Raw genomic sequence first — 22,291 nt, forward strand, 5'->3', positions numbered from 1 at the left:
TATAAAGAGTTCCTGTACCGCCATACTGTCAGCGCAGTGCGGTATCGAAAGGTGCAATCTCTAAGATTGCATGGGTCGCAAAGATTCCCCCACCATAGCTCTTAGCTTGGTGGTGGGAGTATGTCAAAACCGTACCACAGCAGTTCTTCCCACCGTCAAACCGTGCTGAAATTTTAGTGGATTTAAAGCTTGAGGAAGGCGCCTCACTGAAGGCCACAGAAGCGGCCGTAAAAAAAGTCGAAGCGTTCTTGTCAAAAAAACAGGGCATTGATAATTTTGTGGCTTATGTGGGGACAGGTTCGCCGCGGTTTTATTTACCTCTAGATCAACAGCTACCTCAAGCCAGTTTTGCTCAGTTTGTGGTGTTGGCTTCATCTTTAGATGATCGCAATGAAATCCGTCAGTCATTAGCAGAAGAAATCCGTAAGCTCTTACCTGAAGTACGTACTCGCGTTTCACTTTTAGAAAATGGTCCACCCGTGGGTTATCCATTGCAGTTCCGCGTGTCGGGTGAAGATCTGAGCTTGGTGCGTGAGTGGGCACAACGGGTGTCTGCAAAAGTCAGTGAAAACCCGAACACCACCAATGTGCATTTGGATTGGGGTGAACCAAGCAAAGTCATTAAACTGGACATCGACCAAGATCGCGCACGTCAAATGGGGGTCTCCAGTCTAGATCTGTCCAATTTCCTGAATAGTTCAATCAGTGGTGCAGTGATTAATCAGTATCGTGAGAAACGAGAGCTGATTGAAATTCGGATGCGTGGTGATCAAGCCGAGCGATTGGATGTCGGTTCGCTCAGCAGTTTGGCTGTACCGACCAGCAATGGTGGTTCAGTGCCATTGGCGCAGATTGCGAAAATTGAGTATAGCTTTGAAGAAGGTTTGATTTGGCATCGTAACCGTTTACCGACCATTACTGTGCGCGCGGATATTCGCAGTAAATTGCAACCTGCAACGGTGGTGGGTGAGTTAAAAGATTCATTTGATCAGTTACGTGCAGAGATGCCGAATGGATATCTCCTCGAAGTAGGCGGTACTGTGGAAGAGTCAGCACGTGGTCAAACTTCTGTAAATGCGGGCATGCCATTATTTCTCGCAGTTGTCATGACTTTGTTGATGATTCAATTACGCAGCATGTCACGGGCGATGATCGTATTTTTAACTGCACCTTTGGGCATTATTGGCGTGGTGTTATTCCTGTTATTGTTCAATAAACCCTTTGGTTTTGTGGCAATGCTCGGCACGATTGCACTGTCAGGAATGATTATGCGCAATTCACTGATTTTGATTGATCAGATTGAACAAGATATTCAGTCTGGGGAGTCGGCTTGGGATGCGATTATTAATGCGACGGTACGTCGTTGCCGTCCAATTGTGCTGACTGCATTGGCCGCTGTATTGGCGATGATTCCACTTTCTCGCAGTATTTTCTTCGGTCCAATGGCCGTGGCGATTATGGGTGGATTGATCGTGGCGACCCTGCTGACCTTGTTCTTTTTACCTGCGTTATATGCACAGTGGTTTAAAGTGAAAAAAACTCAGCAGAATCCTTAAAAGTGCCATAATATTGGGTGCGAAATATTGAATTTTTCTCTATAGTAGCACCTGATCTACAAAGACATTTTTAAAAAGTAAAACAACCACAAGTGCAGCGCGGCATATTGTGGTGTACGGGGTTGAATCACAGATGACAGCAGAGAGTTTAGCTAAGTATCGCCGTTATGTTGCGATTTCTTATGTCTTCATGTTTTTCGCTTTATTTACCCTGATTAGTGGTGTATTTGCCTACGGCTTTGCACGCAAAGTGACTCAAATCGATTCTGCAGAAGTTTGGCTCCAAGCCCAAGCGCTTTGGGTCATGCGCACCGTCGTGATTTATTCCATGATGGCCATTTTTGCCGCACTGTGGTTTATTCCTTTATTTTTCTATTATTGGGACACCTATCTTTGGGTGACTGCATGCACGGTAATTGGTGTGATCTTTTCTTCGATTGCCTTTTTGTATCTATTAAATGCATGGATCCAAGGTCTATCCAAATTCGTTAAAAATAAGGCTGTTTTCTAAGTCGATTTATTTTTTTCCTGCCTACCCCTTGAAAAAATGGTTTGATTCCCCAATTTCAGACCACAGTTAAGTATTAAATTAAATTCCGTGAGGAGCATCGCCAGACATGGCTAAACGTGATTATTATGAGGTTTTAGGTGTATCTAAAACCGCAAGTGATGATGAAATTAAAAAAGCCTACCGTAAGTTGGCGATGAAGTATCACCCTGACCGTAATCCAGATAACCCAGAAGCTGAAGAAAAATTCAAAGAAGCTGCAGAAGCATATGAAGTTTTATCGGACAGCGAAAAACGTAGTATGTATGACCGTATGGGACATCAAGCTTTTGAAGGCGGCATGGGCGGCGGCGGTGGCTTCGGTGGCGGATTTGGCGCAGAAGATATCTTTAGTCAGTTTGGCGACATTTTCGGTGGCGCATTTGGCGGTGGTGGCCGTGGTGGTCAGCAACGCGCACGCCGTGGTTCAGACTTACGCTATGTCATGGAGCTTACCCTTGAGGAAGCTGTGAAGGGCGTGAAAAAAACCATTACCTTTACTGCGCCAGCGCCATGTGATGCCTGTGATGGTAAAGGATCTAAAAATCCGAATGACGTTGAAACCTGTAAAACCTGTCATGGTGCCGGTCAAGTGCGTATGCAACAGGGCTTCTTCTCTGTGCAGCAAACCTGTAGCACCTGTCGTGGTCAAGGTAAAATCATTAAGAACCCATGTAATAAATGTCATGGTTCAGGGGTTTCTGACCGTCAGCAAACTTTAGAGGTGACCATTCCTGCAGGTGTGGACAATGGCGACCGCGTACGTTTAAGTGGCAAAGGCGAGGCGATCCGTGATGGCCAAGCAGGCGACTTATATGTAGAAGTGGTGGTACGTGAACACGAAATCTTCCAACGTGATGGCGCTGACCTATATATGGATGTGCCTGTAAGCATTGCAGATGCTGCATTGGGTAAAGAAATTCAAATTCCGACACTCGATGGTCGTGTGAGCTTGAAAGTACCTGAAGGGACTCAAACTGGTAAATTGTTCCGCTTACGTGGTAAAGGTGTGAAGCCTGTACGTACCAGCATGACCGGTGACTTACTCTGCCGTATCGTGGTGGAAACGCCTGTGAACTTAACGGCTCGTCAACGTGAATTGTTGAAAGAGTTACAAGACACGATGGATGGCGATGACAATAAATCATCTCCGAAGAAAAAATCATTCTTCGACCGTTTGTTTGATTAATTGAAATGATTTGCTTGAGTTCGCTGTGATGTGAACTCAGGTATAAAAAAGCCTGCATAATTGCAGGCTTTTTTATTGAGCGTTTTAAGGTTTCGGCTGTGCTGTAGGCGGTAATAAACTCTCATAGCTCATGTCGAGCCTATAGATATTTTTAAGACGCTGTAGCTGATGACGTGCTTCAGCCTCACGACCATTAAATGCCAATAAACGTGCATATTTAATGATGTGGTATTTCGCTGGATAGCTGCGAACCAATTTTTCAGTATCCTGAATGATTTGTTCAGAAACGATGGAATATGGATTTAAACGAATAATCGCCACCCGATGTCTAAATTCTGTGAGTAAATAGATCGGCGCATGATTGGTGATTTTCTCCGGTGTTTTTTCATATTTTGATGCCTGACCCAGCTGAATCGCTGCATTGGCATAATCACGATAAATCACCGTAATCAGCACGGCGCCAATCACGAAAACAATGCGGATAAACCACGGAGACAGGCTCAAAGTAGCCGTCTGTGGCTTCGCTGCTTGAAGAATCCCGATAATAAAACCCGCAGGCAGTAAGAAATATGCGTAGTTTTGCGGAAACTCCAACATGGCATGAATAACGAAGACACCGACCATCAATAGGCCAATCACAGATAATGCAGACTTGGCTAACTTCTGTAATTGGATGCCCCAATAAGCGAAATAGGCCAAGAACGGCACACCAATAATGGCGCCATTCCACAATAAGAAATCCAAAATAAAGTTGTGTGAGCTACGAATCCATACAGGCCCTTGTACCGTGTCCGAGATCGAGACAAACGCGCTACTGGTTTGATGCCAACCATAGCCAAACCAAGGCTGTGCAGCTACGGCATGCGCCATTTGTTGCCAAATGGCTAAACGAGACATATCTCCACTAGCACGTTCGGCTACGTCACGACTTTCTTGAATATTCATGTCGGATATTTGGCTCATGATTTGACTTAATTTTGGCATCAATACAATCAGTGCCACAAAGCCCATAAACCAGGCCAAGCTGTAAAACCAGCGAAGACGGATATAATCTTTGTACTGTGCATAAGCCAAATAGACTAGGACACAGATACTTGCCACCCAAGAGGTGCGAGATTGGCTGAGCGCGACCCCAATTAAAATAGGAATTGCACAAGCGACCAAATAGCGCGTTTTAACTTTTTGCTGTTCATAAACATATAGGCAGGCTAACAAAGACATGAGCAGAAACGTGGCCATGTTATTCGGCTGAGCAAAGTTTGCAAATGGGCGCGTAGTTCCACTAATTTTCATCACAAAAGGAAGAAACGAGTCGAAATCTAACCACTGACATATTGCGATGAGCCCTGTCATAACCCCAGAAGCAACAAAGGTATAGCTTAGGTATAGGAATGTTTTTTCGCGTTTTTCTGTACCTTGCGAGAGACTAAAACCTAGATTGATACACAGCCAGAAGCTGAACACAAACAGCATACAGAGCAAGGCGATACTAAAATAATATACCTGCCCAAAAGCCAGTTGGATGAAGGGGATCAGCGCTAAGAGCAACAGGGGCAAGGAAATTTTTGCCACCATGAGCTTTTCTTTAAAGAACGTTGCCGCTAAAGCAAACAGGGCAAAGAAGGTATAAAGCTCACCGGTATATGTGGCCCAAGGTCGGTAATGAATCGGAATCAGCCATGCCAGTGCAATACAGACTGCCGCACAAAGATACAATAGGGTTTTCATGAATATTCAAGATCAATAGAACGCGCCTATCATACCGTGAAAATGCCTAAACTTGGTGAGGGAATAGTCAGCGTCTGTCGTAGAAGTTGATTTGCACAATGACTCCAGAAAATGCAGGATTTTTTTGTTTGTAACTTAGCCTGCGCATGGAGTTTTGATATAGTAAGACCAATTTCGAATCAACATTAGGAAAATGTTATGTCAGCAGCTCCACGTATTGGTATCTTGGGCGCAGGCGGTCGTATGGGACGCATCTTAATTCAAGCGGTTCAGCAAGCTGGCTATCAATTGGCTGCTGCGGTAGAACGTCCTGAAAGTAGCTTGGTCGGTGCGGATGCTGGTGAACTTGCAGGGATTGGCGCGGTTGGCGTAAAGGTTGTCGGTAACCTTGCTGAGGTTTTAAAAGATTGTGATGTCGTGATCGATTTTACTGCACCTGCAGCAACGGCACAGCATCTTAAACTTTGCCGTGAAGCAGGCGTTGCGATTGTCATTGGTACCACAGGTATGAATGATGAGCAAAAAGCTTATCTCGATGAAACAGCAACAGAAACCCCAGTGGTCTATGCAGCGAACTATTCTGTCGGCGTAAACGTTTCAATCAAACTTCTTGAATTGGCATCAAAAGTATTTGGCGATACTGTAGATATTGAAGTGATTGAAGCCCATCATCGCCATAAAGTTGATGCACCATCAGGTACAGCGCTAATGTGGGGCGAAGCCATTGCCGGTGCTTTAGGACGTGACTTAAAACAAGATGCTGTGTATTGCCGTGAAGGTCATACGGGTCCACGTGAACGTCAAACCATTGGCTTCCAAACGATTCGTGGTGGTGACATTGTCGGTGAACATACTGCGATGTTTATTGCGGATGGCGAACGAGTTGAAATTACCCATAAAGCGACCAACCGTATGAACTTTGCCTCTGGTGCAGTACGTGCAGCTGCATGGGTAGTTGGTCGTGAAGCACGTAAGTACGATATGAAAGATGTACTGGGTTTTAACGATATTGACGTATAAAAGCGCGTTAAAATCCGTTATAACAACAGCATAAAATTAAAATAAGACGATCAATGGAATGAAAAAAGTCATCTTTATGGCCTGTGCTGTCGCATTCACTGCGGCAGTACAAGCGAAAACTATGGATAATGCCAAACTCACGATTAATAAAAATAATATTAAAGTTTGGACCTACCAAAATGCTCAAAATCCTGTCTTTCAATACAAAGCTGAAACCAGTTTTGATGTGCCCATCGAAAAAGCGGTTACCCTGATTTTAGATGTGGAAAATGCAGTAAATTGGGTCCCTTATATGGGCAGTGTCAAAGTCTTATCCCGCGATGACCAGAAAGGTGAATTCAGTTTATATATGGTGTTGGATTTTCCTTTTCCCTTAAAAGACCGTGATTTGGTGGTACAAGGCAAAATGCGTAAAGATGCACAGGGCATTATTAGCATCCAAAATAAAGCGGTGAAAAAAGGTTATCCGATCAATCCCAATTATGTACGCCTAACCGACTATGAGGGAGATTGGACCTTCCAGCGTTTAGGCAATCAAAAGGTCAAAGTTTCGACCTATGGCTACGCCAATCCGGAAGGTTCCATTCCGCTCAGTTTCGTGAATATGTTTGTGCAGCAACAGCCTTATCAAATGCTACAAAAAATGAAAGTGCAGTTGGGTAAAAGCAAAACTGCAACGGCATTTCCCGAAATTTTAAAATAAGCACCAGTAATGATTCAGTTCAATATGAACGATCAATGACTTTGCATCTCAGGCAGACGAAATGCAGTCAACTGCTGCATGTGCTGTGTTTCTGGAAGTTCGATGCTGAGTAAGGTCTGTTCTGGAAATTGATGCGGATGTAACTTGATTTGAAATTGCCGCGCAGTCAATTGTTCACAGGCAAAGCGAAGTTTGGCTTGCTGCGGCATGATATTCATGCCGTTTTCAGATTTGGCTTTATAAATATATAGCTGCTGATGTAACCCGCCGCTAGTGATCGGTTGGATCTGCTCAAGTTCATATTGCGTCAGTTTTTGGGCACTTAAAAAGCCTTGAATTAAAGATTTACAGATAAAATTTTGCTGGCTTTGAGCTTGAGTGTGCTGTTCGGGTTGGCACGCCATAAGCGTGAGTGTGCTGAAGATGATTAGACCCGCTCGAAACTGCGTAAGGAATGCATAAATACAAACACCGTCTAATTTTGATGAGTGTATAAAGGGCAGAAGAAAGCCTGCATGCAGCAGGCTTTTTGGGCTTAGATTTTTGCCGTTAAAAATCAGCTTTCAGCACAATTCGATAACGCACGTTTCCTGAATGCAAACGTTCAATCGCTTCATTCACCTGAGACATGGGATACATTTCAATTTGTGGTGCAATATTTTGACGTGCGGCGAATCGAAGTAATTCACGCAGTGCTGCAGGAGAGCCTGTTGATGAGCCAGTGACAGATTTAGCACCACTGATCAGCATACCTGCGGGGATTTGCATCGGCTCAAGTGCTAGGCCGAGCATGTGAACGCTTCCATTCGGTGCCAAAGTTGAAAGATAGGCTTGCCAATCCAACGTCACATTGACCGTGCTTAAAATTAAATTGAACTTACCACGTTGTGCTTTAATCGCGGCAAGATCACGACTATTCACCACATGGTCAGCCCCCATAGCTTTAAGTTCATCGGTTTTATCTAAGTTTGAGCTGAATGCGGTAATTTCACAGCCCCAAGCTTTGAGCAATTTAATCGCCATATGACCTAAACCACCAATGCCGATCACGGCAACATGGTGAATGGCCTGAATTTGGTGCTGTAATATGGGATCAAATACCGTAATCCCGCCGCAGAGTAGAGGACCAGCACTGGTTGGATCGAGATCATCTGGAAGGGGAATAACCCATTGCCAGCCCGCACGGACTTTGTCGGCAAAGCCACCTGCATGACCGACGATTGTCGCCGTCTTGGTTCCAGTACATTGCACTTGGCGACCATCGATACACGAGTCACAGTGTTGACAACTTTCTGCTGTCCAGCCAATGCCCACACGCTGTCCGATTTTCAGTCCTTTGGCTTCGCTGCCGAGTTGGGTAATGGTTCCAATCACTTCATGCCCTGGGACCACAGGATAAACCGAAGATTTCCAATCATTTTGGATAATAGAAATATCTGAGTGACAAAGACCGCAATACTCGACTTTGACTTCAACCTGATGGGCTTGTAATTCACCTGCATCAAATTGATAGGGAACAAGGGCTTCACCACTGTTCATTGCTGCATAGGCGTGGATTGTATTGTCACTCATTATTCTATCCTTTCTGTTTTTGAGGTCATTCTTCGTGCGTGTATTTAAAGTCACAGTGATTTTCATGATCATTGACCATGCCAATGGCTTGCATCAGAGCATAGCAAGTCGTCGGGCCGACAAATTTAAAACCATGCTTTTTTAATGCGTTGGACATGGCCTGACTTTGAGCGGTTTGTGCAGGGGCGCTGCGATATTCAACGACATCATTATTGGCAATGTGTCCTTCGACAAAATTCCAAAAAAATTCAACAGGATGAATCCCTTGGGCTTTTAACTGTTGCCATGCTTTGGCATTATCACGAATGGCAGTGAGTTTGCCGATATGGCGAATCAAACCTGAATCTTGTAATTTTTCTTGTAATTGTAGGTCACTCAACGCTGCGATTTCGGCAATGGGATATTGAAAAAAATGTTGCTGATAGCAGGCCCGCTTTTTCAGCACAGTGATCCAAGACAGCCCCGCTTGTTGTCCTTCAAGACATAGCATTTCAAAGAGATGCTGCTCATCAAAACTAGGTTTAGCCCACTCAGTGTCGTGGTAGGCAATATATAAAGGATCTTCGGAGCACCAAGCACAGCGTTGTATCGTCATGTTGAATGCTCCTTTTTGACTTAAATTTTAAAAGCTGTCCATTGGTCGTTTTTATTGTCCCAATACAACAGTTCCGCTTGATCGAGATCGGCAAATTGAATCCATACATCTTTACCAGATTTGTCTGCGTAGCCGGTGCTGATGAGTAATGCTTCTTCAGTGATCTCCATGATCCAGCCCTGATAAGACTGTCCATGGAGGCTGATTTTTTGTTGATTACCAGATTCTGCAAATTCCACCAGACGATTGATCAACGCTTCTGACATGTATGTTTCCTAAAATTAACGTAAATACGGATAGGGGTTAACGGCATTGCGACCTTTACCACCCAAGTAAATGCCATAATGCAAATGTGGTGCAGTATGTCGAGCATTGCCAGTATTACCTACATAGCCAATGACATCACCTTTTTTGACATAGTCGCCGACGTTTAAGCCACGTTTATGACCATCAAGATGCGCATAATAATGCCAAGAACCTGCGGGCCCCATAATCCATATCACTTTACCACCCAAATTGTTATTACGTAAGTCAGCAACTAAACCTTCTGTAGCACTGAGGACTTTTGTTCCACGTGGAACAATAATATCAATGCCTTCGTGGCTTCGTCCTTGGCTACGCGCTGCGCCCCAAGTATCCTTGAGCGCACTTCGTTTGACTTCATGAACAGGAACAGGCAATTGATTGGATAAACGCATGTTTTGTAATTTTTTCACTTCATGAGCAGGCAATGTACTGCCTGATGGTTTGGGTGGAGTCGACGTACAGGCGCTAAGTAAAAGCAAAATAAAACCAATACCGCCGAACAACCCTTTGCGAAGCTGAAAAAATCCTTGAGTCACATTTGTCCCTATACAATTGATGAGCAGTTCAAAACTATGGCATAGAATGGCTTTCGAGTTCTAGCGTAGAAATGAGTTTTTTCATGGCGGTTGGAATACCGAGTGCAGTGGCTTGTATCGGGGTATACCACTGTGCGTTGCATTCAATCGCTAAATGCTCTTTTTGATCGGCAGCAACGGTAAATACAGTAGCTTCTAAAAGCCAAGTGAAGTGGGTAAAGCTATGTGATATCTGCACTTGAGTAGTGGTAGGTTTCAGTCCAAGCTGCTGAGTGTGGGATTGAAACTCATGGGGTTGATCAAAAATAGGTAAACACCACAGACCGCCCCATAGACCGCTATTCGGACGTTGTATCCACAGCCATTCTCCTGCAGATTGAATCAGCATGACTTGAGCCTCTCTCACTGGAACAGGCTTTTTAGGCTTTTTATAAGGTAATTCAGTCTCTAAACCTTGTGCATGTGCTTTGCAGTGCTGTTGCATGGGACAATATAAACAGAGCGGTTTTTTCGGCGTGCAAACGGTTGCACCCAGATCCATAATCGCTTGGGTATAATCGTGGTTGCGTTCAGTGGGGCAGAGCTCTGTCGCCAGTTGCCACATGGCCCGTTCATGTACAGGTTTCGATAAATCATCTTCAATAGCAAAGAAACGAGACAATACACGCTTGACGTTGCCGTCCATAATCACGCCATATTGTCTTAAACCCAAAGACATCAGCGCACCCGCGGTAGACGGGCCGATGCCCGGTAGTTCCATCCACTGCTCAAGATTGCTTGGAAAATGTCCCTGACGTGCAACAATACCCGCAGCTTTGTGTAAGTTCCGAGCCCGTGCATAGTAGCCTAAGCCAGCCCAATAGGGCGCCACATCATCCCAAGAGGCATGGCCTAAATCTTCAACAGTCGGAAACCGTTGAATAAATCGATCAAAATATTGTAAGACGGTTTTGACTTGAGTCTGTTGTAGCATAATTTCTGAAACCCATACTTTGTAAGGGTCATCCTTCACTTGCCACGGTAAGTCATGACGACCATGGACATCAAACCAGTCGAGAAGGGCATCAGAAAAGTTAAACATGCAATACAGTCAAAATTGAAAAAACCTGCCTAGTATACATCTTTCAATAGGCATTCTTTTTGTTCAAAACGAAATCTGTATATCAGGGGAAATGCAAAAATAGTGGCCATCAAAAAAGGAGCCGAGGCTCCTTAGTGAGTGTAAATTTAAAGTTTAGCTTTTAAAGCCCCAGCGGGTATCGAGCGCCAATGTTTGGTTTTCATAACGTGGAATAATGTGAATATGCACATGTTCAGTGGCTTCGCCAAAAACTTGTCCATCATTAAACCCAATATGAAAGCCAGTAGGTTGATAGCGTAAATTTAATTCATTACGCGCTTGTTCAAGTAAGGACATTAAACTTTTACGTTCTTTATCAGTAATTTCAAAAAATGAACCAACATGACGTAGTGGGACAATGACAGCATGCCCTTTAGACAGTGTATGTGGTTCAGGAAGTACAACACCAAAATCATTTTTTGCAATCACGTCATATTCGTCAAAATTGCAATATGGACAATTGAGTTCTGTCATTGTGCTCTCCTCATTTTTATAAATTAAATATTGGTATTGGTTCTTAGCGCTTTAAGAACTAAGCTGGCGTGCTAACAAAGCATACATGGCCGCTAAGCTTTGTTGTTCTGCAGCAGCGTTATAAGCTAAATCTACGCCGTTTGCTTTGGCGCGTTCATCCGCCATCGGGTTGCTAAAGCCATGTTTTGCACCTTCAAAAATATTGATTTGATACTGCACTTGGGCAGCATCCATTTCATTTCTAAAGGTTGCAACATCATCTAAGCTCACCATCGAGTCGAGCTCACCATGTTGCACTAAAATCTCTGCTTGGACTTGTCCTGTTTATGCAGGAGTCGCTGTAGCAAGTGTTGCATGGAAGGTCACCACAGCTTTTAATGCAGCACCTGAACGAGCTAAATCCAGCACGACTTTTCCGCCATAGCAAAAGCCTATAGCTGCGAGTTTATCTGCATTTACTTCTTTTTGCTGTGCCAAAGTGTTTAATGCAGCAGACGCACGGGTCACGATGGTGTCAGTATGATCAAAAGTTTGCATCATCCATTCATAAGCTTGCTTGGCATCTGTGGTGACTTTTTTGTCACCATACATATCCAAAGCGAAAGCAGCATAGCCTTGTTCAGCCAATTCGCGCGCACGTTGTTCGGTATATTCATTGCGTCCCCACCATTCAGGTGCAACTAACACACCTGCGACTGCAGTGTCTGACTCTGGTGCGGCAAAATAGCCAAAAAGTTGAGTTCCATCAGCTGCTGTATATTGAATTTCGCGAGTCTTAATTTTAACGGTCATGGTCAAATCCTTATGTGCGGCTGCGCAGTTGATGAAGACTTAAAATAAAGGGAAATTGGTTTTTGTGAAATAAATATAAGATATCAATGTGAATTTTAAGTCAAATCAATCAAAAAAATTGTAAAAGAAAATAATGGAACGATGAAATATTGAGGAGCAACGAGATTTGTCGATGCTCCTGAAGGGAGTCTTGTTATTTCGGGAGCACTTCAATGAGTTCTACATCAAAAATCAGCGTGCTGTTTGGCTCAATGACGTCTGCTGAACCAATTTGCCCATAGCCCAAGTTTGCAGGAATGAAGAAGCGATATTTTGCACCTTCTTTCATCAACTGGAGACCTTCTGTCCAACCCTGAATGACTTGGCTTACCTGGAACATCGCAGGTTGGTTGCGTGCAATTGAACTATCAAAAACAGTGCCATCAATTAAGCGACCTTCATAGTGAACTTTCACTGTTGAATTGGCTTTAGGTGACTTACCTTTGCCAGCTTGAATGACTTGATACTGCAGGCCAGATTTCGTGACCAGAATGCTCGGTTTTTTGGCATTTTCAGCAAGAAAAGCTGAACCAATGGTGGCATTCGCATCCGCTTTTTGTTTCAGTTCAATCAGTTGTTTCGCTTCGGTTTGCTTTTTATATTGGGTTAAGGCACGGGTCATTTCTTCATCTGTTAGTGACGAAGCTTGACCTTTAGATGCTGCCTTTAAACCTGCAACAAATGCATCAATATCTAAATCCTTAATGGATTCAGCATTACTGCGTCCCATTAAATAACCAAAACTATAACCGACTTGTTCTGCAGCACTACTTTTATTACTGACATCTTTGGCAAATACAGTGCTTGAGCAGAGTGCCAAACACAACATACTGATCTGTAATTTCATGACCGAGTCTCAAAATAAAGCAGGAGAGCGAAAAGCTCTCCTGTACCGGTTTTATTATTTAACTTCAATGAGTTCTACATCAAAAATTAAAGTACTGTTCGGTGGAATCGTTCCCGGAACACCTTGAGCACCATAACCGAGGTTTGAAGGAATATACAAAGTGGCTTTGCCGCCTTCTTTCATTAACTGTAGACCTTCAGTCCAACCTGGAATCACTTGATTCAATGGGAATTCAATTGGCTCGCCGCGCTGTACTGAACTATCAAATACAGTGCCATCCACTAACTTACCTGTGTAGTGAACTTTAACAACTGATGTGGCTTGCGGTTGTTTACCTGTACCTTCTTTCGTTGTTAGGTACTGTAAACCAGAAGCAGTGGTTTTAACCCCAGCTTTACTTTTGTTTTCTGTTAAGAAATTATCGCTGCTACTTTGTGCTTGCTTATTGCTTTCGAGCTGCTTGTTTTGCATTTCTTGCTGGAACTCAGCATATGCTTTTTGTAATTCTTCTTCAGTATATGCAGGTTTTGCACGAGCATGACCCGCACGAACGCCAGTGACAAAGCTATCAATATCTAATTCTGGAGGCGTTTGATGGGCAACTTCATAACCAAGTGCATAACTGATTTTAGCGACAGCAGAAGCATTTGCAGCTGGTTGAGTTGATGTTGCTGATTGCGTAGCAGGTGTTTTAGTTGCATAGTAAACAGGAACAAGTGCGGCACCGCCGAGTAATACAGCGACAGCGATAGGTAGGGCCTTACTCATATATTTTCCCACAATTATTTTATATGTAAAAAGTTGCTGAAATTCTAGCAGACTTTTCCTGTTCAGCGCTTACCTATCTCTATGATCAGGTAAGGTGCAGGAAAGATCATCATAGTCATGTTCTTATTTTTATACTATAACGGTATGAATATATAAAACATTTTTTATACAGAAAGTGGCATGCAACATAAATTTCGCACATAAAAAAAGCCACCGTATTCGGTGGCTTTTTTGAATAGGCTTGAATTAGTCTTGGTCTTTTGAAGCTTTATAACCATAAGAATAGTTATAACCATAACCATAACCATAACCAGCTGAGCTACGTTGAATGTCGTTTAGAATAATACCATTGACCTTCACACCCACTTGTTCAAAGCGGTTCACGGTTAACTCTAGTTCTTTCAACTGAGTTTTCGCATAACGAGCAATCACCAAATTCACACCAGCATATTGCGAAATAATGATACCGTCTGTCACCGCAAGTATTGGAGGCGTATCAATGATTACATGATCAAACATCGGTGAAATCAAATCTAAGAATTCTTTGAATTTACCAGAACTTAAAAGCTCAGATGGATTAGAAGGGCTTTTACCACGAGTAATCACACTCAAATTTGGAATTTCAGTGGTTTTAATGATGCTGTCTAGATCACGCTGACCATTTAAATATTCAGAAAGACCTGGTTGGTTGTCATGATTGAAGTATTTGTTCAAATAACCACGACGTAAATCGGCATCAATAATTAAAACACGTTTATCGCTTTGCGCAAGAATCGTAGCTAAATTGGTTGAAATAAACGATTTACCAACTTCTGGTGCTGGCCCCGAAATCATGATCAGGTTATTTTTTGCAGATGTCAGTGCAAAGTGAATGGCAGTACGCATACTGCGCAGGCTTTCAATTGCAATATCATCGCTATTTTTAACCGCAAGTACAGGAATGGTCTTTTTCTTCTTCAGTAACTTGATGCGACTTTCTTGAACAGGGGAACGTGGCACAGTGGCATAAACCGGAAGATCCAGATTATTTTCAATTTCTGAAGAATCTTTAATTCCTGAGCGAAGCATATTGCGAACAAGAGCAATTAATACACCAATAAAGCCACCGACAAATAGCGAGAGTATAAGGACAATTAACTTTTTAGGTTTAATAGGTTCAATTGGCTCTACTGCAGTATCAACGATGCGGACATTACCAATTTCCCCTGCTTTTGCAATACGGAGTTGTTGGTAAGAGTTGAGTAGAGCGGTATAGAGTTGCTGTTTCACTTCAACTTCACGATAAAGCTGTAAATAGCGGCGTTGTAAATCTGGAAGTTTTTTTAATGTGGCATTTAGTTCAGCAATTTTGCTATTAATTGCCCCCAATTGTGCATTCATTTGCTGCATCACTGGGTGTTCGCTGGTGTATTTTGCAGACGCCTCAGCTACTTTTTGTTCAAGCTGTGCTTTTTGGGTTTCGAGTGTAATACTTTGAGTTAAATACAACTCAGACTCTTTAGTGACATCTACCGTATTAAACTCTTGACGGAATTTGTTAAATTCGCGTTCCGCAACATCCAGTTGTTGTTTTAGTTCAGGTAGTTGCTCATCCAAAAACTTTAAGGTCTGCGCGCTTTCAGCTGAACGGCGTTCAATATTTTGCTGGCTATAGGCTGCTAAAATTGAATTGAGTACTTGGGTAATATGTTCTTTATCTTGACCCTGATAATTTAATCCAAGGACACCGGTCATTTTCCCTTTTTCAGCAACCGAAAAATTCTCTAAAATATTATCAACTGCAGCAGGTAAAGATTGCTTTTGAATTAGGTAGTGATCTTTTAACTTGTCGCGGGTAAAAATCGAAATATCCCACGATCCATCAGTGGTACGTAATGAATTCGCTTGATTGAGCTTCGCAGTCAGAATTTTTTCTTCAGTTTCGGTATCTATCAGTGTAATGAGATTATCTTCGAAGCTTAAACTGAGGTCTTTATCACGATATACGTTAGGCACATTAAATTGACGGACTTCAAAACTTTTTTCATCGTCTTTAAAAGTTACTGATTTATTTTTATATTCTGTGACATATTCATGCGGGGAAAATAAGCGATCAGTGAAAGAATTTTCTGTACCGGAAATTTTTAGGTCGAGATGTAAACTCTGAATGACATTACCAAGAACTAAACGTGATTTAAGAATCTCAATTTCTGCTTGGGCAGGTTGTTTTTGATCAATCATGCTTGATAGATCACCCAAGAGTGCTGCTGAAGTTCCTTTACTTTCCTCAACCTGTACCAGTGCATTTACTGCGTAGGTATCAGGCGTGGTTCTTAAATAAAGCAGGGCACAAACGAGACTTAAAATTACACATAAAGCAATTAACTTCCACTGTGCAATCAGAGAGAAAAATAATTCTTTTAAATCAATTGTATCTTCTGTATTGGTATTTTGGCTCATAATCGTACATCAAAAGTTAAATTTGTTTAGTCCAATCTGCAACGCAAGATTGGATCAGTTCTGAGGTCTGGTCAAAAAAAGCTTGATCGTGCTGATATGGGTCAGGCACATTTTTACCTTGCCAATGACCTAAACGAAAAGTCTTTCCCTTTGCAAATGGCCATGTCTGTTCAATATGCTTTTGTTGATTTGAACTCATGACCAAAATTAAATCTGATTTTTTGATCAGTTCAGCATTTAATTTTTGGGCAATATGTCCACTCATATCGATGCCAATTTTTTGCATACAGTATTGAGCTTTTTCATCTGCTGCATGTCCAATCATACCTGAGATTCCCGCTGAATAAATATTCAGATCGGGATGAGCTTTTTTTAGGAGATATTCTGCCATAGGGCTTCGGCAAATATTACCTACACAGACCACCAAAATATTTTTAAATAACATTATTGGCCCAATCTGTCCATGTTATAGATCATATTTGAGAAAGGAATCACTTGATTGATCACACGCTGCCAACGAGCTAAACCAGATGCATCAACATACACAATATCATTGCTACGCATTTTGAACTGGTTTGCGAGACCAAAATCACCAATACTGGTCAAATCTAAATGGTAAATTTCAGTCATTGGGCTATGCATATCGCTACGCACAACGTATATTTTACCTCGACTCGCTGAAAGTGAGTTAATCCCTAGACTTTCCCCCAGGACATCACTTAAGCTCATGCCTTGTTCACGCATGGGTAAAGATTGGTTTTTTCCAGACTCTCCCATCACATAAATTTTTTGGTTTTCACGGGAGTTGACATAAATTGTGTCATTCGGTTTGATGAGTAAGTTGTGTAAAGAATATCCAGCTTTTTCAAGTTCAATACTATTGAGTACATAACTTTGACCATTTCTAACTAAGGTTAAAGATGCATTGTCACCAAATTGACTATTTACTCCGCCCGCCATACCTAAAGCAGTATAAATACTTGTCGGCTGATCGGTTAGATTAAACTGACCACCTTTCATTACATTACCTTGAACCGAAAAACGTTGTCCTTGGTAGGAAAGTACGCGAACAATCACATCTGGGGTTTTTAAGTAACGAGCAAGTTGGCTGCGTAATTCCTGATTGACTTGTATCAGCGATTTTCCTGCAGCTTTATATCGGCCAATAATTGGAAATTGGATATAGCCACTTTGATCAATTTGGTAGCCATTAGAAATAATGGCATCTTGATTGTTAATTGTATTTGTGGGTGGTGTAATTTCAGGGTATGCCCATAAATAAATAGATAAAATATCACCCGGATTTAAACGATAACTTTTTTGTTGTTGATTGAACAGATGGGCAAAATTTTGCTGATTTACTTGGGCGGGTTGAACAGCAACTAAATTTTCTTGAGTTAGTTTAATAACATTGACTGTCGAGCCTAAATCAGTCTGAAATGTGCCTTCTTTAGGAAGGTCATAGGTTTGTAAGCCTGAAGTAATGGCACAACCCGTCATACTTAGACTCAAAGCTAACATACAGCTATAACGATAGTAACTCACTCGAATACAAATCCTATTTATAAAATATTTGAATCATTGAATTGAAATACGGGTTTAAGTACCCAAATTACTCATTTTAGAATGTTAAGTTTATACTATTCACCTTGTAGAATATAGCTTTACATTTGTTTTAAATCGTAAGTTTAATCAAGACTTGCATGGATGAATTTCTTTTTAAAGATCTTATTGTTATTTAAATTTTTTTAAATATACAAAGTTGGTTTTATAGGGTGAATTGTTTAATCCTATAAATATTTTTGATTAAAATTACAGTCCTCATAGAACATCATTACACAATCGAAATTTGATTTTCTGATATAATTTAACGCTATTTACAACATAACGATGATTGATGATTCATCGATGACATAGGCTTCAGTATGTTACAACTCTCCGAATTAAAAATTGCCATAATCGGATTAGGTTATGTCGGTTTACCGCTAGCTGTTGAGTTTGGAAAAAAAGTTCCCGTGGTGGGCTTTGATATTCATCAGAAGCGTATTGATGAATTACGTAGCGGACGTGATCATACCTTAGAAGTTTCTCCTGAAGAATTAGCACAATCAGCTCAATTAAGTTACAGCGCAAATTTAGAAGACTTAAATGACTGTAATTTTTTTATTGTTACTGTTCCAACCCCGATTGATGAATATAAACAACCAGATTTAACCCCATTGGTGAAAGCTTCAGAAAGCATTGCAAAAGTGTTGAAAAAAGGTGATGTGGTTGTCTACGAGTCAACAGTTTATCCGGGTGCAACCGAAGAAGTGTGTATCCCTGTTTTAGAGAAAAATTCAGGCTTAACCTTCAATCAAGATTTTTATGCAGGTTATAGCCCTGAGCGTATTAACCCAGGCGATAAACTGCACCGCGTCACCAATATTTTAAAAATTACTTCAGGCTCAACACCTGAAATCGCTGATTATGTTGATGAAGTCTATAACCTGATTATTGAAGCAGGCACACATAAAGCAGCCAGCATTAAAGTAGCTGAAGCAGCGAAGGTGATTGAAAACACCCAGCGTGATGTGAATATTGCCTTAATTAATGAATTGGCGTTGATTTTCAATAAAATGGGCATTGATACCGAAGCGGTATTAAAAGCGGCGGGAACAAAATGGAACTTCTTACCGTTCCGCCCTGGTTTGGTTGGCGGTCATTGTATCGGTGTTGACCCGTACTATTTAACGCATAAAGCCCAAGCGATTGGCTACAACCCTGAAATTATTTTAGCGGGTCGCCGTTTAAATGATGGTATGGGGGCTTATGTGGTCACGCAGTTGGTGAAAGCCATGCTGAAAAAACGCATTCAAGTAGAAGATGCCAAAGTTTTAATTTTAGGTTTAAGCTTTAAAGAAAATTGCCCGGATATCCGTAATACCCGCATTATTGATATTGTGAAAGAATTGCAAGAATATCATGTCAATGTAGATGTCTATGATCCTTGGGTGGATGCTGCTGAAGCTGTGCATGAATATGGGATTCAGCCTGTACAAGCGCCTGCACAAGGTGAATATGATGCTGTGATTTTGGCAGTCGCGCATGAGCAATTTAAAGACATGGGCGTAGATGCCATCCGTGCTTTGGGTAAAGCTGATCATGTGCTGTATGACTTGAAATACGTGTTATCTCAAGCCGAATCTGATCTTCGTTTGTAAGGGGCATACCAAATGAATCAATACCAACAGGTATGTGAAAACCTTAAAACAGCACCTAAAACATGGCTAGTGACAGGTGTTGCGGGCTTTATTGGCTCGAATCTTCTCGAAACATTACTTAAGCTCAACCAAACCGTAGTGGGTTTAGATAACTTTGCCACAGGTCATCAGCATAATTTGGATGAAGTGCAAAGTTTAGTGACTGCTGAGCAATGGGCGAAATTCAGTTTTATTGAAGGTGATATTCGCCAATTTTCCGACTGCCAAAAAGCCTGTGTTGGCGTGGATTATGTCCTGCATGAAGCCGCTTTAGGTTCTGTACCGCGTTCGATTGCCGATCCGATTACTACCAATGACACCAATATCAGCGGTTTCTTAAATATGCTGACGGCTGCACGTGATGCGGGTGTTGCAAGCTTCACATACGCAGCCAGCAGTTCGACTTATGGTGATCATCCTGCATTGCCAAAAGTTGAAGAAAACATTGGTAATCCATTGTCGCCTTATGCAGTAACCAAGTATGTGAATGAGCTATATGCCGATGTATTTGCACGTAGCTACGGTTTTAAAGCGATTGGTTTACGTTATTTCAACGTGTTTGGTCAGCGCCAAGATCCAAACGGTGCTTATGCCGCTGTGATTCCGAAATGGACGGCATCGATGATCGCGGGCGAAGATGTGTACATTAATGGCGATGGTGAAACCAGCCGTGATTTCTGTTTTATTGATAATACGGTTCAAGCCAATATTTTGGCGGCAACTGCATCTGATGACGCTAAAAACCAAGTGTATAACGTGGCTGTGGGTGACCGTACTACGTTGAATGAGTTATATCGCGCCATTCAAGTGGCACTTGCTGAAAATGATGTTCAATTTGACCGTGATCCTGTGTACCGTGAGTTCCGTGCAGGTGATGTACGTCATTCGCAAGCCAGTATTGCCAAAATTGAGCAAGGCTTGGGTTATGCACCGCAGTTTAAAATTGCCGAAGGCATTCAATTGGCGATGCGTTGGTATGTCAATAACTTAAAATGATATTGAACAGATGATTGCGAAAATTTTCGCAAAGTATCAGTCTATTGGACTGATTACCTTAAGTTTACTGGCAGGTGCGATAATGACATTTATCGCACTTCCTGTTTTAACACGTCTATATTCTGTTACTGATTTTGGCGCGTATGGCATTGCTTTGGCGATTGTCAGTGTACTTTCAACAGTAGCCAATTTACGTTTGGATCAAGCGCTGTTGGTCGCTGAGGAACAAGATAAAAAAAGCCTGATTTTTGAGGGTGCAGTCTTTTCAACAGTAATCGCTGTGATGAGTGGCATCGTTATCAGCCTGATTTTAAATGTTGAAATGGCATGTGCTGTGGCAACTGGTGTGCTTGCCAATACCTTGCTTCAAAGCGTTTATAACTATCAATTTGCTGCGCATAAGGAATATTTTTGTGCGAGCTTAAATATTTTTAGAAGTGCGATTGTGGTTGCAGTGCAACTGAGTTTGCCACTGTTTATGCAGATCAGTTTGGTGAATAGCTACAATGTCAGCTCGATTCTGATGATTGTGGCGATGTTGCTCTACCTATTGAAGTATCAGCTCTATCAAGTCAGTTGGCAGGCATTTAAAAATTATCAAGATTTTATTTATGCCAATACCCCGCATGCCTTGTTGAATAGTTTTTCACATAATTTACCGTATTATGTGGTGTCGCATTTTGTCGGTGTCCAGGCAATGGGTTTCTATGCCATTGTCGAGCGGACTTTACGTGTGCCGATCAATTTGATTTCGCAGACTTTACGCCAGTTTTTTATCCGTAAGTTTAAAAGCACGGATTCAAATAAAAATGCCTTAAAGGCAAGTATGCATTTAAGCTTAGTGTCACTGCCTCTTTTTGCAATTTTCTTTATCTTGCCTGAATCGGTATATCTTTGGATTTTTGGTTCTGAATGGGTTGGTATCTCAACTTATTTCCAAATTTTAGCTCTAGGCTATTGGGCGGTTTTCTGTAATCCGCCAAGTTCGGCTTATTTAATTGCCAAGCGGAATAGCCAAGTCTTATTTAAACTACAAATCGTAGAACTCATGGTTAAGTTCGCTTTATTTGCAGGCTTATATGTTTTATGTGCCGATAAAATTTATATGCTCTTGGCGGTGCCTGTGGCGCTGATTATTTATAACTTTGCCATTTTATATGTGGTGTGGAGAAACAAAAGCTGATGTTTTTTAAACTGTTAAAACTGATGAATTGGTTCACTGCACAATGCCGTCAGCAATTTTATAATGTGGCTTTTGGCACGAAATTTCGTTATTTCGGTAAAGCCTGTACGGTTGATATTAGTGGACAAGTGAAGATTGGTCAGAATGTTTATATTGGTGATCATGTCAGTTTAATTGTCGAGCAAGGCGCAAGCTTAGAAATCGCGGATAACAGTTTTATTGGTGAAAGTTGTTATATCAAATGCTTTGGTGGCAAGGTGTCGATTGGTAAAGATGTCAGCATTAACTCGAAGTCATTTATCAATGGCTGTGGCGGTGTGAGCATTGGCGATAACACCCGTATAGGCACGCAAAGCATTATCATTGCCAGTAATCATAAATTTGGTGAACCTGATCTTTTGGTAAAAGATGCAATTACTAAACAAGGGGTCAGTTTAGGCGAAAATATTTGGCTTGGTGCACGGGTGACGGTACTTGATGGTGTGAAAATTCCAAGTGATTCGGTGATTGGTGCGTGTAGCCTCGTCTCGAAACCTTTGGATGAATCAGGTGTCTATGTCGGTAGTCCTGTTAAAAAAATCAAATCGCTCTGATCTTTTTTTTCATCCTGCATCGTGACTGCGGTTTCCATATCGTAAA

General features: G+C 41.8%; 21 protein-coding genes and 2 pseudogenes. 9 read left to right on the forward strand and 14 right to left on the reverse strand.

What is annotated here, in order from left to right:
* Positions 1–125: 125 nt before the first annotated feature.
* The 3 genes and pseudogenes from FTT88_RS06505 to dnaJ form a co-directional block, all read left to right on the forward strand.
* Positions 126–1,556, forward strand: a pseudogene (locus FTT88_RS06505) (efflux RND transporter permease subunit); the annotation flags it as partial.
* Positions 1,557–1,689: 133 nt separating this feature from the next.
* The gene (locus tag FTT88_RS06510; protein WP_180173778.1) at positions 1,690–2,067 is read left to right on the forward strand and encodes a hypothetical protein; all 378 of its coding nucleotides are present in this window, start codon (positions 1,690–1,692) and stop codon (positions 2,065–2,067) included.
* Positions 2,068–2,173: 106 nt separating this feature from the next.
* Entirely contained in the window at positions 2,174–3,292 is a 1,119-nt protein-coding gene (dnaJ, locus tag FTT88_RS06515; protein WP_180026213.1) for a molecular chaperone DnaJ, read from the forward strand.
* Positions 3,293–3,376: 84 nt separating this feature from the next.
* Here dnaJ and FTT88_RS06520 read toward each other — a convergent pair whose 3' ends face one another.
* The gene (locus FTT88_RS06520) at positions 3,377–5,020 is read right to left on the reverse strand and encodes a PglL family O-oligosaccharyltransferase (protein ID WP_180165504.1); all 1,644 of its coding nucleotides are present in this window, start codon (positions 5,018–5,020) and stop codon (positions 3,377–3,379) included.
* A 198-nt stretch (positions 5,021–5,218) separates the two neighbouring features.
* Between FTT88_RS06520 and dapB the strand changes: the two genes are divergently transcribed.
* Together dapB and FTT88_RS06530 are read left to right on the forward strand one after the other, a co-directional pair.
* On the forward strand, positions 5,219–6,040 hold the full coding sequence (gene dapB / locus FTT88_RS06525; protein WP_078194102.1) for a 4-hydroxy-tetrahydrodipicolinate reductase: 822 nt from the start codon (positions 5,219–5,221) through the stop codon (positions 6,038–6,040).
* Between the two features lie 58 nt (positions 6,041–6,098).
* A complete protein-coding gene (locus FTT88_RS06530; protein WP_180026211.1) occupies positions 6,099–6,743 on the forward strand; it encodes an START domain-containing protein in 645 nt (214 codons plus the stop codon).
* A gap of 32 nt (positions 6,744–6,775) precedes the next feature.
* Here FTT88_RS06530 and FTT88_RS06535 read toward each other — a convergent pair whose 3' ends face one another.
* From FTT88_RS06535 to FTT88_RS06595, 13 genes and pseudogenes are all read right to left on the reverse strand, one after another.
* A complete protein-coding gene (locus FTT88_RS06535) occupies positions 6,776–7,147 on the reverse strand; it encodes a hypothetical protein (protein ID WP_180173779.1) in 372 nt (123 codons plus the stop codon).
* Positions 7,148–7,292: 145 nt separating this feature from the next.
* The gene (locus tag FTT88_RS06540; RefSeq protein ID WP_180123793.1) at positions 7,293–8,315 is read right to left on the reverse strand and encodes an NAD(P)-dependent alcohol dehydrogenase; all 1,023 of its coding nucleotides are present in this window, start codon (positions 8,313–8,315) and stop codon (positions 7,293–7,295) included.
* Positions 8,316–8,340: 25 nt separating this feature from the next.
* Entirely contained in the window at positions 8,341–8,910 is a 570-nt protein-coding gene (locus FTT88_RS06545) for a DNA-3-methyladenine glycosylase I (RefSeq protein WP_180173780.1), read from the reverse strand.
* Positions 8,911–8,930: 20 nt separating this feature from the next.
* Complete coding sequence (locus FTT88_RS06550; RefSeq protein WP_180173781.1) at positions 8,931–9,176, reverse strand: hypothetical protein; 246 nt, start codon at positions 9,174–9,176, stop codon at positions 8,931–8,933.
* A 15-nt stretch (positions 9,177–9,191) separates the two neighbouring features.
* The gene (locus FTT88_RS06555) at positions 9,192–9,719 is read right to left on the reverse strand and encodes a M23 family metallopeptidase (RefSeq protein WP_180173819.1); all 528 of its coding nucleotides are present in this window, start codon (positions 9,717–9,719) and stop codon (positions 9,192–9,194) included.
* Positions 9,720–9,786: 67 nt separating this feature from the next.
* Positions 9,787–10,833 (reverse strand): A/G-specific adenine glycosylase, encoded by a 1,047-nt coding sequence (gene mutY, locus FTT88_RS06560; RefSeq protein ID WP_180011066.1) that lies wholly within the window; start codon positions 10,831–10,833, stop codon positions 9,787–9,789.
* Positions 10,834–10,986: 153 nt separating this feature from the next.
* Positions 10,987–11,346: an HIT family protein gene (locus tag FTT88_RS06565; RefSeq protein WP_078191628.1), complete on the reverse strand. Its 360-nt coding sequence runs from the start codon at positions 11,344–11,346 to the stop codon at positions 10,987–10,989.
* A 51-nt stretch (positions 11,347–11,397) separates the two neighbouring features.
* Positions 11,398–12,138, reverse strand: a pseudogene (locus tag FTT88_RS06570) (dienelactone hydrolase family protein).
* A 193-nt stretch (positions 12,139–12,331) separates the two neighbouring features.
* A complete protein-coding gene (locus FTT88_RS06575) occupies positions 12,332–13,024 on the reverse strand; it encodes an FKBP-type peptidyl-prolyl cis-trans isomerase (RefSeq protein WP_180173782.1) in 693 nt (230 codons plus the stop codon).
* Between the two features lie 54 nt (positions 13,025–13,078).
* The gene (locus FTT88_RS06580; protein WP_078191625.1) at positions 13,079–13,792 is read right to left on the reverse strand and encodes an FKBP-type peptidyl-prolyl cis-trans isomerase; all 714 of its coding nucleotides are present in this window, start codon (positions 13,790–13,792) and stop codon (positions 13,079–13,081) included.
* Positions 13,793–14,038: 246 nt separating this feature from the next.
* Positions 14,039–16,231, reverse strand: a complete 2,193-nt coding sequence (locus tag FTT88_RS06585) for a polysaccharide biosynthesis tyrosine autokinase (protein ID WP_180173783.1) — start codon at positions 16,229–16,231, stop codon at positions 14,039–14,041.
* A gap of 16 nt (positions 16,232–16,247) precedes the next feature.
* A complete protein-coding gene (locus tag FTT88_RS06590) occupies positions 16,248–16,676 on the reverse strand; it encodes a low molecular weight protein-tyrosine-phosphatase (protein WP_180008026.1) in 429 nt (142 codons plus the stop codon).
* Positions 16,676–17,752, reverse strand: a complete 1,077-nt coding sequence (locus tag FTT88_RS06595) for a polysaccharide biosynthesis/export family protein (protein ID WP_218955726.1) — start codon at positions 17,750–17,752, stop codon at positions 16,676–16,678. The genes FTT88_RS06590 and FTT88_RS06595 overlap by 1 nt, the downstream gene beginning before the upstream one ends.
* A 404-nt stretch (positions 17,753–18,156) precedes the next feature.
* Here FTT88_RS06595 and tviB point away from each other — a divergent pair, with 404 nt between their 5' ends.
* From tviB to FTT88_RS06615, 4 genes are read left to right on the forward strand one after another with little or no spacing between them, the layout of a single operon-like run.
* Positions 18,157–19,434 carry a Vi polysaccharide biosynthesis UDP-N-acetylglucosamine C-6 dehydrogenase TviB gene (tviB, locus tag FTT88_RS06600; protein ID WP_180173784.1) on the forward strand — a complete coding sequence of 426 codons (1,278 nt, stop codon included), beginning with the start codon at positions 18,157–18,159 and terminating at the stop codon, positions 19,432–19,434.
* Positions 19,435–19,446: 12 nt separating this feature from the next.
* A complete protein-coding gene (locus FTT88_RS06605; protein ID WP_180173785.1) occupies positions 19,447–20,469 on the forward strand; it encodes an NAD-dependent epimerase/dehydratase family protein in 1,023 nt (340 codons plus the stop codon).
* Between the two features lie 10 nt (positions 20,470–20,479).
* A complete protein-coding gene (locus tag FTT88_RS06610; protein WP_180173786.1) occupies positions 20,480–21,652 on the forward strand; it encodes an oligosaccharide flippase family protein in 1,173 nt (390 codons plus the stop codon).
* Entirely contained in the window at positions 21,652–22,245 is a 594-nt protein-coding gene (locus tag FTT88_RS06615) for a DapH/DapD/GlmU-related protein (RefSeq protein WP_121531745.1), read from the forward strand. Before FTT88_RS06610 ends, FTT88_RS06615 begins: the two co-directional genes overlap by 1 nt.
* The last annotated feature ends 46 nt before the right edge of the window (positions 22,246–22,291 follow it).

Origin of the sequence: Acinetobacter sp. YH01024 (assembly GCF_013420195.1) — a bacterium.
GTDB lineage: Bacteria > Pseudomonadota > Gammaproteobacteria > Pseudomonadales > Moraxellaceae > Acinetobacter > Acinetobacter amyesii.

Excerpts from the sequence above, each read along its gene's own strand:
- FTT88_RS06510 (WP_180173778.1), top strand. The coding sequence starts at position 1,690 with ATGACAGCAGAGAGTTTAGCTAAGTATCGCCGTTATGTTGCGATTTCT.
- dnaJ (WP_180026213.1), top strand. The coding sequence starts at position 2,174 with ATGGCTAAACGTGATTATTATGAGGTTTTAGGTGTATCTAAAACCGCA.
- FTT88_RS06520 (WP_180165504.1), bottom strand. The coding sequence starts at position 5,020 with ATGAAAACCCTATTGTATCTTTGTGCGGCAGTCTGTATTGCACTGGCA.
- dapB (WP_078194102.1), top strand. The coding sequence starts at position 5,219 with ATGTCAGCAGCTCCACGTATTGGTATCTTGGGCGCAGGCGGTCGTATG.
- FTT88_RS06530 (WP_180026211.1), top strand. The coding sequence starts at position 6,099 with ATGAAAAAAGTCATCTTTATGGCCTGTGCTGTCGCATTCACTGCGGCA.
- FTT88_RS06535 (WP_180173779.1), bottom strand. The coding sequence starts at position 7,147 with ATGGCGTGCCAACCCGAACAGCACACTCAAGCTCAAAGCCAGCAAAAT.
- FTT88_RS06540 (WP_180123793.1), bottom strand. The coding sequence starts at position 8,315 with ATGAGTGACAATACAATCCACGCCTATGCAGCAATGAACAGTGGTGAA.
- FTT88_RS06545 (WP_180173780.1), bottom strand. The coding sequence starts at position 8,910 with ATGACGATACAACGCTGTGCTTGGTGCTCCGAAGATCCTTTATATATT.
- FTT88_RS06550 (WP_180173781.1), bottom strand. The coding sequence starts at position 9,176 with ATGTCAGAAGCGTTGATCAATCGTCTGGTGGAATTTGCAGAATCTGGT.
- mutY (WP_180011066.1), bottom strand. The coding sequence starts at position 10,833 with ATGTTTAACTTTTCTGATGCCCTTCTCGACTGGTTTGATGTCCATGGT.
- FTT88_RS06565 (WP_078191628.1), bottom strand. The coding sequence starts at position 11,346 with ATGACAGAACTCAATTGTCCATATTGCAATTTTGACGAATATGACGTG.
- FTT88_RS06575 (WP_180173782.1), bottom strand. The coding sequence starts at position 13,024 with ATGAAATTACAGATCAGTATGTTGTGTTTGGCACTCTGCTCAAGCACT.
- FTT88_RS06580 (WP_078191625.1), bottom strand. The coding sequence starts at position 13,792 with ATGAGTAAGGCCCTACCTATCGCTGTCGCTGTATTACTCGGCGGTGCC.
- FTT88_RS06585 (WP_180173783.1), bottom strand. The coding sequence starts at position 16,231 with ATGAGCCAAAATACCAATACAGAAGATACAATTGATTTAAAAGAATTA.
- FTT88_RS06590 (WP_180008026.1), bottom strand. The coding sequence starts at position 16,676 with ATGTTATTTAAAAATATTTTGGTGGTCTGTGTAGGTAATATTTGCCGA.
- FTT88_RS06595 (WP_218955726.1), bottom strand. The coding sequence starts at position 17,752 with ATGTTAGCTTTGAGTCTAAGTATGACGGGTTGTGCCATTACTTCAGGC.
- tviB (WP_180173784.1), top strand. The coding sequence starts at position 18,157 with ATGTTACAACTCTCCGAATTAAAAATTGCCATAATCGGATTAGGTTAT.
- FTT88_RS06605 (WP_180173785.1), top strand. The coding sequence starts at position 19,447 with ATGAATCAATACCAACAGGTATGTGAAAACCTTAAAACAGCACCTAAA.
- FTT88_RS06610 (WP_180173786.1), top strand. The coding sequence starts at position 20,480 with ATGATTGCGAAAATTTTCGCAAAGTATCAGTCTATTGGACTGATTACC.
- FTT88_RS06615 (WP_121531745.1), top strand. The coding sequence starts at position 21,652 with ATGTTTTTTAAACTGTTAAAACTGATGAATTGGTTCACTGCACAATGC.